This is a genomic window from Acidithrix ferrooxidans, assembly GCF_000949295.1.
Classification (GTDB): Bacteria; Actinomycetota; Acidimicrobiia; order Acidimicrobiales; family Acidimicrobiaceae; genus Acidithrix; species Acidithrix ferrooxidans.
Genome location: NZ_JXYS01000156.1, coordinates 1 through 10,487, shown reverse-complemented (window position 1 = coordinate 10,487; position 10,487 = coordinate 1). Strand labels below are relative to the sequence as shown.

12 protein-coding genes are annotated in these 10,487 nt (G+C 49.2%); 3 read left to right on the top strand and 9 right to left on the bottom strand.

Translation table 11 applies throughout. From position 1 onward, the window contains the following. Window positions 1–703 precede the first annotated feature (703 nt). Window positions 704–1,090, top strand: a complete 387-nt coding sequence (locus AXFE_RS20615) for a reverse transcriptase domain-containing protein (RefSeq protein ID WP_052607250.1) — start codon at window positions 704–706, stop codon at window positions 1,088–1,090. 803 nt (window positions 1,091–1,893) lie between these two features. Here the strand turns inward: AXFE_RS20615 and AXFE_RS17910 are convergent. Then, window positions 1,894–2,196 (bottom strand): hypothetical protein, encoded by a 303-nt coding sequence (locus AXFE_RS17910; protein ID WP_052607249.1) that lies wholly within the window; start codon window positions 2,194–2,196, stop codon window positions 1,894–1,896. Window positions 2,197–2,728: 532 nt separating this feature from the next. Between AXFE_RS17910 and AXFE_RS17905 the strand changes: the two genes are divergently transcribed. Continuing rightward, entirely contained in the window at window positions 2,729–3,529 is an 801-nt protein-coding gene (locus tag AXFE_RS17905; protein WP_152626223.1) for a WD40/YVTN/BNR-like repeat-containing protein, read from the top strand. A gap of 124 nt (window positions 3,530–3,653) precedes the next feature. Here the strand turns inward: AXFE_RS17905 and AXFE_RS17900 are convergent, their stop codons facing one another. The 8 genes from AXFE_RS17900 to AXFE_RS17865 all read right to left on the bottom strand — a co-directional run bounded on the left by AXFE_RS17900 (window position 3,654) and on the right by AXFE_RS17865 (window position 9,082). Further along, window positions 3,654–3,971 carry a type II toxin-antitoxin system PemK/MazF family toxin gene (locus AXFE_RS17900; protein ID WP_052607247.1) on the bottom strand — a complete coding sequence of 106 codons (318 nt, stop codon included), beginning with the start codon at window positions 3,969–3,971 and terminating at the stop codon, window positions 3,654–3,656. Next, window positions 3,968–4,240, bottom strand: a complete 273-nt coding sequence (locus tag AXFE_RS17895; protein WP_152626222.1) for a ribbon-helix-helix domain-containing protein — start codon at window positions 4,238–4,240, stop codon at window positions 3,968–3,970. The genes AXFE_RS17900 and AXFE_RS17895 overlap by 4 nt, the downstream gene beginning before the upstream one ends. Before the next feature lie 136 nt (window positions 4,241–4,376). Next, window positions 4,377–4,583, bottom strand: a complete 207-nt coding sequence (locus AXFE_RS17890) for a hypothetical protein (RefSeq protein ID WP_052607245.1) — start codon at window positions 4,581–4,583, stop codon at window positions 4,377–4,379. A 380-nt stretch (window positions 4,584–4,963) separates the two neighbouring features. Further along, window positions 4,964–5,830 carry a hypothetical protein gene (locus tag AXFE_RS17885; protein ID WP_152626221.1) on the bottom strand — a complete coding sequence of 289 codons (867 nt, stop codon included), beginning with the start codon at window positions 5,828–5,830 and terminating at the stop codon, window positions 4,964–4,966. 143 nt (window positions 5,831–5,973) lie between these two features. Continuing rightward, a complete protein-coding gene (locus AXFE_RS17880; protein WP_052607243.1) occupies window positions 5,974–7,806 on the bottom strand; it encodes a WD40/YVTN/BNR-like repeat-containing protein in 1,833 nt (610 codons plus the stop codon). Between the two features lie 176 nt (window positions 7,807–7,982). Next, window positions 7,983–8,351, bottom strand: a complete 369-nt coding sequence (locus tag AXFE_RS17875; protein WP_082058896.1) for a winged helix-turn-helix domain-containing protein — start codon at window positions 8,349–8,351, stop codon at window positions 7,983–7,985. Between the two features lie 3 nt (window positions 8,352–8,354). Beyond that, complete coding sequence (locus tag AXFE_RS17870; protein WP_052607242.1) at window positions 8,355–8,717, bottom strand: hypothetical protein; 363 nt, start codon at window positions 8,715–8,717, stop codon at window positions 8,355–8,357. A gap of 110 nt (window positions 8,718–8,827) precedes the next feature. Beyond that, window positions 8,828–9,082 (bottom strand): hypothetical protein, encoded by a 255-nt coding sequence (locus AXFE_RS17865; RefSeq protein WP_052607241.1) that lies wholly within the window; start codon window positions 9,080–9,082, stop codon window positions 8,828–8,830. Between the two features lie 143 nt (window positions 9,083–9,225). Here AXFE_RS17865 and AXFE_RS17860 point away from each other — a divergent pair, with 143 nt between their 5' ends. Beyond that, a complete protein-coding gene (locus AXFE_RS17860; protein WP_052607240.1) occupies window positions 9,226–10,128 on the top strand; it encodes a transposase in 903 nt (300 codons plus the stop codon). Window positions 10,129–10,487: the final 359 nt, after the last annotated feature.

Genomic DNA, 10,487 nt, shown 5'->3' with positions numbered 1-10,487 from the left:
CTCGTNGGCNGCGNCAGATGTGTATAAGAGACAGACCCAGTGGGCCGCTCAGGAAAGGCTAAGGTCGTACGCCTGAGATGAACGAGCGCGGGAAGTCAGACAACCCCATATTACCTACGAAGCTGTCGAACAAAACCGGGGGACCGGTAGCGGAGTGGAGGAAAGGAGGTAGTGGAGGAAAGGGGGTTGGCCAAGGGGAACACGACCGACCTAACACGCCCCGGACTCAGAACCGGACCCACTTGCGGACAAGGTGTGTCAAACGGGCTGGATCGTGTGCGCGAAGTAGCAAGAAAGGACAAGCAAGCAAAGTTCACAGCACTTATTGCACCACATCGACTCAGACCGCCTGAAGGCCGCCTATTTAGCGATTAACCCGAAGGCTGCGCCATGAAATCGATAACGTGACATGGCACTCCTACGAAGAGAATCTGAGGGAGAACCTCGAGGATCTTCTTCAAAGGGTCCACAACGGTGCCTAACGGGCAAGCCCTTCTCGTAGGGTATACATACCAAAACCAGATGGACGACAACGCCCACTCGGTATCGCAACGCTGGAGGACAAGATCATCCAACGTTGGGTGGTGGAGGTATTGAACGCTATATACTAGAAGACTTTCTCGGATTCTCCTACGGGTTCCGACCATGACGTAGCCCCCACGATGCGCTTGATGCGCTGGCGGTCGGGATCTTAGAGAAAAAGGTGAACTGGATACTCGACGCTGATATCAGCGACTTCTTCTCCAAGTTGGATCGGACGTGGTTGAGGAAGTTTCTCGAGCATCGCATTGCGGATAAAAGAATCCTGCGACTGATCGACAAATGGTTGGCCGCAGGAGTCATCGAGGATGCGAAGTGCACAAAGACGACCGAAGGATCAGCACAAGGGGCATCGGTTTCACCACTGCTCGCTAACGTGTACCATCATTATGTCTTCGACCGCTGGGTCCGACAGTGGAGATACAAGCATGCACGGAGCGACATGATCGTCTCGAGGTTTGCCGACGACTGTTGCCAGCAACCTATTTTTGACCCACCCCACCCATTCATGGTAGTGCGTTTGAGCAGATTGAGATATCGCTGGTTGTAGATTTTTGAATTCTCTTGGGTCAAAGTCCACTGCGATAACTGACATTTGCCACTGGGTTAAATCTTGACTGGTTGAATTGGATTGCTTGGAAAACTTATCCATTTAGGCGTTAGGACTTAGGCAAGGCACTGGTTGTCGTATATCCATGGATCAACTCGAGGCTCTATGGCTTCATAGTTATAGTCTTTGGCCCAAACGGTCATGATCCATAAGTATTGGTCTTCGAATTAATTGGATTGTTGGTTCTAGGACGTGGGGCTAATGCTACGGCAGCATCTTGATGATTAGGAAAGGAAGAACTTTTTGTTGATTTAGTAGTAGCTACGGGCTGTGGGTCTTGTTGACCAAGAGTCGCCGATTTCAACTCGGTAGGCGAAAGTTACAAATTTGACTACCTGTAATATTCTTGGTCCACAAATCCACAGTCCATTAGGACTTGTTGTAGTCATAGGATCTTAATATGTAATAGAAATATCTCAGAGTGCATTTTGGCAATCACTGATCACCTGTGATTGGGATTGGGTTCTCAGCTTTGGAATGATCCTCTTGTTATCTCAAGGTCCATCCTCGATTCGACGGCAAATGTGTGGAATGCGACCCTTAGCTATCTTTTTCGATCGAGGGGCCAGAATGAGGTGCTTATCCAAAATGTCCTAAGACAAATGTCGACACAGGATGCTGAAGCGACCTAGCCCAGGAGATACCTCAGTTCCACGATGAATACTAATTGTACGTAGCATTCGAAGACGTAATGGAAGAGCACAGTGTATTAGATATATGATTTTGGCCATGGCCCGTTTCATTCAAAGTTGTGGAAAGTTCAGGGCGTCACATATTTCCAAAAGTGGAGCTGGCAGGTGGAAAAATTGCAGATTCTGATTTTGGGGTATCGTCTGTCTGGTACCCACCGGATGAGACTCCTCGCTGTCGGCTAGGCACTGCTGGCCGCCAGTTGTGGCACCACCAGTGGGAATACGCCTGCTGGTGAGTCTGTGGCGACCACGATCAGCAGAACTGCGTCTTCTGGGCTCAGTCTGAGTGTCTCTCCGGACACCGGTCTTGTCGGCGGTCAGCAGCTGCAGGTAGGCATATCCGGGTTCCCCCATGATGCCACTGTCATGGTCTACCAGTGCGCAAGTGCAGCATCGGCCACCAACTCGAATACGTGTAGTGGCTTTATCTACCTGTATACCGCAAGCAGTGGAGGTGCATCGGGGCTATTCATCGCGCAACCGTCGGTGGGTGGCGCACAGTCGAAATCGACGTGTCAGGATCAGTGCGTCTTGGTTGGCATGGTGATCAAGGAGGGCGCAGGAGTTCCTCCTAGCCCACCACCGATGGCTACGTCTCCGTTGTCATTCTCAACCACGGGGACGCAGGGCCTCAATGGTGCATCTCTACAGGACTTGAGCTGGATAAGTAGAACCGAGGGTTGGGCGATGGCCTCCCAGCCATGTGTCACAGGTTTGTGCGTCCGCCTCGAGCACACCACCGACGGTGGGGCGCATTGGCAGCCGCTACCGGATCCACCTGCCCTGGTCCAGGGCGGTCCAGTCAATTTTTCCCAAAGCAGTCTGCGTAAGCCATGTACGTTTCGCGAGTTCAAAAATCGGGTACCTGTTTGGGCCTGGACTATTAATGACCACCGATGGAGGTCATACCTGGCAAGTGCAGCACGGCCTGAATGTGGAGACGTTGAAGGTATCGAGTGGCAGGGCGTACCGAATCGCTTACAGCCAGACGGGGTGTCCAGGTCCGTGCGCGCCAACCTTGCAAGAGTCAGAGCCTGGTTCCACCTCTTGGAAGACACTGATAAGCCAGCTCACCAGCCCGGACCGCAGCGCCACAGCGCAGATCGTCAGCTCTGGTTCAGCCATACTCGTTGCCCTATATGGCAGCTCCGCGGGACCGGTATTGGCGCAGGCTGTTGTCTACCGCTCAACCGACAACGGTGTTTCATGGCAGCCTATGAACGATCCATGTTCTGGTCTTGGCCCTAGCGGCAAAGGGCAAGAGGAGGACCTGATTGATCTGGCCGCAGCACCGCAAGGCCACTTTGCCGGCCTATGCAGTCCACATAGCGGGTTCGCCACTTTCGTAGTCAGCTCTGCCAATGACGGCCAATCCTGGAATATTGCCGGAATTCTGCCGAAGACGCAGGATCTGACCCAGATTGCTATGGTAAGTCCCTCTGTCATTGTCGTCTCCACTGGTTCAACCGGGGGCAGTGGAACTTTCACGGCCCGACTCCTGGTTTCGACTGACGTAGGCCAAAATTGGACTACCGCAGCCACCGATACGCAGCAGATCACTCAAATGGGTATTCCGGCTTGGCTGGGAGTCGAGACTTCACTGGTCGGTAGATGGATCAGTGGCCCCCACTCCATATGGAGGACCAATGATGGCGGACTGCACTGGACGAAAACCGCCTTCAGCTGAGTCCTATTGTTCGCCGATTCCCTAAACATTATTGCGCTGGTAGGTGTTGGTTTATCGTGCTCAACTCTCATGGCACGAAAGCGGGTATCGGGTCGCCTACGAAATCCGGTGCGGAAATCTAGGGCTAGTTGCCTAAACCCAGCGCAATCTCTAGAGCAGAGTTGAAGGCTTCTAAAGCCACAGGTCCGAGGCATCCACGTCTTCTTGTCAGCATGGTCTTTGGTAATGTGAAGATATTGTCGCAGTTTATCGCTGATGTGTGAGAAAGTCCTTCTTCGCGACCAACCTCAACTTCAGCGACATGGCCTCGGTATTTCGAGGTCACCAGCACGCAAACTAGGTTGGTAAGGAGAGGAACTGCGGTATCTCTAGTTGCAATAACAACTGGGTGCCTACCCACTCCGGGTATTTCGGCATCCCAGATTTCCCCTCTGAAGATCACTTATTGCTTTCAATCGCTATCGTTGCCGAACTTATCCCCAACTTTGCGATCAGTTCCTGCTCGTCAGGGTCTATAGCCTCGTAGCGCTTCCGGTACGAATCCTTTATTGCCTCTTCAGAGTGATGGCTCAGCCATTCCCGTACAGCTCGAGATATTATCGCACCTCGGTTAGGAGCGACCCCACAAGCCACGGCATTGTCGATGGCTTGGACAACATCTTCGTCTAGGCGAGCTGTTATAGGCTGACTCATGAATACAAGTATACACATTGTACACACTGAATCCTCCAATGAATGAGAGAAATTACATATGGCGGGTGTGACGGTTGCAGTTCTCATAGATTTACGAACCGTGACGGATTAGCGTCCGTAACATTTTCGAAAAGGTTACAACTTTTAGGGGCATCTAACAGCGTAGGTTGAATCTGAGCTGGGCAATGGCACATGTGGTTAGAGCTTGATCGGTATATGCAGTGGCGGCGGCTTCAAAAGCTGGTTCGGCAATTGCTGCGCCTTGTTCAATTTCTGAGATGTAGGCCGGTCGCGCAAGTATGAGCGCCTCGGCAAATTCTTTATTGGTGTTGACTGCTTTGTGAATATCTCTTTTGAACATGTATGCAGGATTATCAGAAGTTGATGCGAAATTGCCTTTGTGAAGGTGGCATTGGGGCTGGAATAGGGGAGAAATTCAAAGACTCTAATGTGACCACACCTTTGCAGTTCTAAAACGCATAAAAATTAGAGGTGTCGTTTCATCGATAGCCCTTCAGAAAATACTGAGCATTTTCATCAAATAGGTTGCTTCAAGATGTCAACCGAAATAGCAAGAGTTTCACTTTGCTACGCTTTTGCGAGAAGCCCCTTTTAGAATGTTTTCCCCATAATATTTACCGAACCATTCCATGTGTCACTGCCAGAGAGGCTCGACTTCATTCCGTAAAAAATTCGACATATTAGGTTCACTGGCATTACAACAATTGAACGCCATGTGGGTCAACTTCCATAGACCTTGGAGACTCGCAACACGCTTATTAGTCCAACCGGAGCATGAGATACCTGTGTACTAGAAGGAAAGTCACCTATTCCACGTTGGCCCGCGGGAAATAATCTAACTTCAGTCGTTTTCTGATCAGCAATACAACCTGAAACGTTTATTGGCTTGGCGACCTCTATCGAAACTTGAAAGTTTCCAGTCTTCATATTGCCATTAGCAGCGGCCGAAAACAGCTTCTCACAGGAGCTTGAGTCATACCTAATGGAAAGCTTTCGACTAGTAGAGCCGCTCAGTTCCTGCCAATTAACTGACTCCACCACGCTAAGGGGCTCAATAGTTGGCCCTACAACCTTGCCTGCGCAGGGAAGCGGACCTTGATTCTTATAAACCACCGAATTGCTCTTTGAATTACCATTAATAATCACTGCAGTATATATCTGGTCTATTTCCGTATTTGGGCTTGCTTTCTGAGAGGAAACGCTCTGAGCTGGACAGCCAGTTGTACCTCCCCAGGCAATACCTATCCAAGCGGGCGTACCAGCAATTGCAGGTAACCCATGAGGCAGTGTCATAGAGCGGATCGTCGCTAACCCATATCCCAAGATGGCAATCTGATGGCTACCCTGGACAGCCGAAGCTGCTTTAAATATTGACTCTGACTCGCTCCAGGATATATTCGACTTTGCGTTTGCATTACCTTTTTGAATGGGTGATATTGAAAGGTTTCCCAAGGCAACCTTTTGGACATATAAAGTATTTGAAACCGCACTTCTGCTGGGTAATCCTGCTTTACTGGAGGCAGCCGTATTTCCACAGTCAGAAACCATAACACCTGGAACTAATAGCAGCAGAAAATAAAGTTTCAATGGCCATATTTTTCTATTCACTGGCACCGCAACAGGCCCTTTTCATCTCATCGCAGAATAGCCCCATTTCCCCCACTCTCTAAGCACTCGTTACAATCCCATTGAATCCCCGGTGAGACTGCAAAGTTCGGTCTGCAATTGGTTCAAATGTCATAGGATAAGTCCCCAAGCCCCCCACTGTTGGAAGTTCGATATATCGGATATTGGGAATTACCTAGAGCCCAGCCGTTCTGGCCCGGCGCAAATGCCATCGATAATATGCCCTGGTTTGCCAAAGTGGACGGCAGGGTGTAGCGAACAAATGAATGTCCGCCATTAGAAGTGTGATAGAGATAATTACCGGCCCATACGTAACCGTCTTGAGTGCTCAGGAAATCAACCCCACCAATGGTTTGCCAATTTGTGACAAATTCATTCCAAGATTTTCCTCCGTTGGTTGAGTTATAGAGGTTCCACTCCATTTGGTAGACGTTCTTTGTCGGATTATTGGTAGCAGGAACCTTGGTTCCTCCCAATACCCACAGATCGTTTTTAGAAATTGGATCGACAACCAGTGGTCTAAAAGGAGTACTCACTTTATTCCAGCTAGTGCCCGCATTAGTTGTCCGGTCAATTGCCGCTGAACCGGCCGGACCATTATTGTTGGCAACGACAAAGCCCAAACTGGAATTGACAAACTTCCCTTGAAGCAAAGACCATCCCTTGGGAAGTGGAATCCGTCTCCAGTTCGTGCCACTGGTACTCTGATAGAGGCCACTAGTTCCAAGTGCCAAAAGCTTTTTTCTAAGGGGGTCAATTTCCGTAATTCCGGTAGGAGCATTGCCAAGTCTCTGCACTGAGCTGGTGTTACCTATTGTTGAAATCCCCTGACTAGGCGATAGCGCGTACAATCCGGTTGCACCTTCGAAGATGCTTTGCGCGCTATAGGGAGGATAGACAAGTGTCATCCGTCCTGAAGAATTGGTCTGCCAGAAATTGGAATTTGCTGTTACAAACGAAAAGTCTGTTCGGCTCCAGGCGGAAAAGCCCACCACATTGCGTAGAGAGTGAGCACTCATTGGAGTTTTGCTCATAAGGTTCCAAGTCAGCCCACCATTGTCGGTGGCATACATGCCGGAGCGTGCAAGTGCCATAAAGCCCAGTTGGGGTGAGATGAATTGAAGCTGCGTCACATAGCCAGTGGCAGGCATCACTCCGCTAGTAACTAGGGTCTGACTACTAGAGAATTTAGATTGAGCCGCCAGGCTCCAGCTTGATCCCCCATCTGTCGTTTTGTACAGATACTTATTCTCTGAGCCTGCTGAGGGTTGGATTCCAACCAGTAGCCATCCATCACTAGGTGAACTAAAACTAAACGATCCGTATGTAGCTGCGGAATAGAGCGGGGATGGAATGAGTGACCAACTTATGCCACCATTTACGGTCTTGTAGATTCCAGCTGAGTATGGCTGGGAGCTAGAACTGGGAGTGCGAAGCATGGCGAATCCGGTAGTTGGAGATAGAAACTTTATTGTTGAAATCGAACCGGCAAATATCTGATTCCAGGAGTTGCCACCATTTGTGGTTGAGTAAATATAGTTATTCGCTCCTCCATTGACCGGACGTGAAACGAGATAGCCGATTTTATTAGTGACGAAATCGATTGAAGAAACTGTACCTGGTACAGATGAAAGGTCTTTCCAGCTGGTACCTCCATTTTTGCTCAGCAAAATAGATGAGGTGGGACCCGAACCATTCTGCTGTGACACGTAAACAATCGATTTAGAGAGATAGAAAGCATCATTTACCTGCTGTGGAACGTTCTTCCCAGCCACGATCGACGAAGACTTGTTGGCCGATATTTGAAGGGTGCTTTCATGCTTTATGACGGCAGTGGTAGAGGTAGATGGATTCGGGGACGCTGCCGAAGTGCTACCGCATGCTGCGATTATCAGTCCAAAGCTGAGCAATAGTGCAGTCCCTGGCTCTCTTCGCATCAATACCTTCCTTGCTAAGTCGTTTTGTATGTTTTAGCTAAATTAGTCTTACCCGTGGATTTGATATTCCGGCGACGGTTCTAACTGTATGGGGTCCCGTCTCACTTCAGAAAGAGCTCACCTATTATCTCAGATTAACCTTCAATTGGACGAAGCAGGGTCTATGGATCAGTTGTTTAGATGGAGCGTTGGAGGCTTTTCTTCTTTTTCTTGATCGGTTTGGTTGCTTGTTTGCTGACTCCGGAGATCAAGTCTTTCAGAACCTCCACTTCGGCCTCTAATGCTCGGATGCCTTCTGGGCTTATTTCCACCATGGTCTGCGGTTTGCGCCCGGAATAGCCCTTCTCTACAATTACCAGACCGGCATTCTCAAGCACCTGGATATGTCTGCTGAGATTCCCATCTGTCAGTCCTGTTGACTGATGAAGGAGGCGAAAGTCTGCCCTTGATAGTTCATAAAGAACCGCAAGGATGGCGAGGCGACTTCGCTGATGTACTGCATCGGATAAGTTGATTACTGATTTTGGAGTTGTTGAGTCTGACATTGGTCATTCACCTTTAGGTTGATCGAGGCAATTTGGCTGGCGGTATTTGGTTTCTTCTGGCTCACCTAGACAACTAGCTGCAACAAGCGGCGGTCTTCTTCGCTTGTAAAGAAGTGCCGCTCCAGCAACGAGAACTAGTCCGGCAGCCATATCACTGATCGAGTCTGGAGGTATCCAGATATTGAGTCGGCTAAAGAACTCACTAGAGCATCTAGAGAGTGCGATTCCGACGAAGAAACTTAGTCCTGCAAATAGAGCAAGCATCTGACTGCGGGCTGCAAATCCAGCAATGCAGATAATCACCGCCACAGCTAAAAGGTGGGAAAGCTGACTTGGAAGACCCAATTGATCTGAAGCCAAAAGCACAAATACGCCGATAAGACCGGGAAGTAAGTAAGTGAGCGTAAAAGTCCGCAGACGACCACTGGAGTGCTGGCAAAGAATCGGAATAGTCAGGTGGCGTGATGGAAGCGATGTTAGGAAACCCCAACCAAACAGACGGAGCCAGAAGCCCCGTCCGTAAGGGCGGGGAGGTTCACCTGCTCCGGCCGAATAGAAAGGTCAATACCCAAACGGTTTGCTTGACTAATTTTGTCAAGTGCTCTAGTTCCCAATGTATCAGTGTCAGGGAATGATAAATCAACGGCTAAGGAAATCCCCGCACCCAGGATGAAGACATCCGGTGCCTCCTCGTCCCACGCACCTGTCGAGGTTGCGAATCCAGGTGACATCAACCGACTTCCTTACTACTAAACCTGGATCCACCGAAAATTTAGCCGATCGACTTTGATTTTGGCATTAAAAAGGTGCTTTGAACTGGTAGAATGATGTTTGAAGACAATTCAAATCTATCAGTTTAAGGAGCACCTTTTAGATGCGAGCATCTGCTAGTGCTTTAGAGTGTTTGATAGTCACCTTTGACGATTCGAACGCAGTTTCCAACAGTGGGTTAATACTCCCTATCACCCTTGCTGAGAGACTTGGCCTTAGGGATCTCTTTGATTTACACATTGACCTAGAGGATCGTCCTGGACGAGCAAATGTTGGCAGAAAAGCCATGGCTATCGTGGCCTCCATTTTGGCCGGTGGTGATTGCATTGATGACACTGCAATCCTTGAAAGCCCAAATGCACAAGTTATCCTTGGTCAGATAATGCCAGCACCATCCACTCTTGGTGTCTTCTTGCGTAGTTTTGAGACCAGTGACATCGCAGATGTTGAACGAGTTGCAGCTTTGTTGCTAAAACGAGCCTGGCTAGCTGGAGCAGGTCCAGGTGATGAGTCACTCACCATTGATGTTGATTCCACAATATGTCAGGTATATGGAAACAAAAAAGAAGGAGCTTACTTTGGTTATACCAACCTAAGGGGGTATCACCCACACCTAGTAGCTGTTGGTAAAACAGGTGACATTCTTGGAATAGTGACTCGTGAAGGCAACGCCAATACCGCTCGTGGTGCCGGGGAGTTTGTAACTCAGGTAATCAACAATGCCAGAGCCGCTGGAGCAACTGGTGAAATAACCATGCGTTTTGACTCTGGGTTCTTCTCAAGAGCCGTTAGAGACACAGCCAGCCAAGGCAATGTTCGCATTTGCATTACAACACGGATGTCAAAACGATTGAAGCAGGTTATTGCAGCCATACCAGAAGAAACATGGACTTCAATTCCCTACTGGCTTGAAGGTGGAGCTGATGTAGCAGAAGTTGAATACAGGGAAATACAGGGAAATATCGCGCATTTGCAAGAGATAGACAAGACGTTCGTCTTATCGTAGGAAGAACAAAGCCTACTCCAGGGTCTCAGCTGGCACTATTTAGAGACTATGACTATCACGCATTTATTACCGATCGACAAGGCGAAACGCTCTTTCTTGAGGCTGATCACCGAGCACATGCCCAGATCGAACTAGTCATCAAGGATCTCAAAGGAGGTTCTAGATGGAATCATGTTCCATCTAGATACATGAACGCTAATGCCGTTTGGTTGGCTCTGGTCTAATTAGCTCTGGTCTGGTTAGTAATTTGTGTAACTACATAACCTGGCACGGTGCAACTGCACAACCTGGCACGGTGCAACTGCACAACCTGGCACGGTGCAACTGCACAACCTGGCACGGTGCAACTGCACAACCTG

Bases quoted from the DNA above. Each gene is read 5' to 3' on its own strand.
- AXFE_RS17910 (WP_052607249.1), bottom strand. From the start codon at position 2,196: ATGGGGGAACCCGGATATGCCTACCTGCAGCTGCTGACCGCCGACAAG.
- AXFE_RS17905 (WP_152626223.1), top strand. From the start codon at position 2,729: ATGACCACCGATGGAGGTCATACCTGGCAAGTGCAGCACGGCCTGAAT.
- AXFE_RS17895 (WP_152626222.1), bottom strand. From the start codon at position 4,240: ATGTGTATACTTGTATTCATGAGTCAGCCTATAACAGCTCGCCTAGAC.
- AXFE_RS17890 (WP_052607245.1), bottom strand. From the start codon at position 4,583: ATGTTCAAAAGAGATATTCACAAAGCAGTCAACACCAATAAAGAATTT.
- AXFE_RS17880 (WP_052607243.1), bottom strand. From the start codon at position 7,806: ATGCGAAGAGAGCCAGGGACTGCACTATTGCTCAGCTTTGGACTGATA.
- AXFE_RS17875 (WP_082058896.1), bottom strand. From the start codon at position 8,351: ATGTCAGACTCAACAACTCCAAAATCAGTAATCAACTTATCCGATGCA.
- AXFE_RS17865 (WP_052607241.1), bottom strand. From the start codon at position 9,082: ATGTCACCTGGATTCGCAACCTCGACAGGTGCGTGGGACGAGGAGGCA.
- AXFE_RS17860 (WP_052607240.1), top strand. From the start codon at position 9,226: ATGCGAGCATCTGCTAGTGCTTTAGAGTGTTTGATAGTCACCTTTGAC.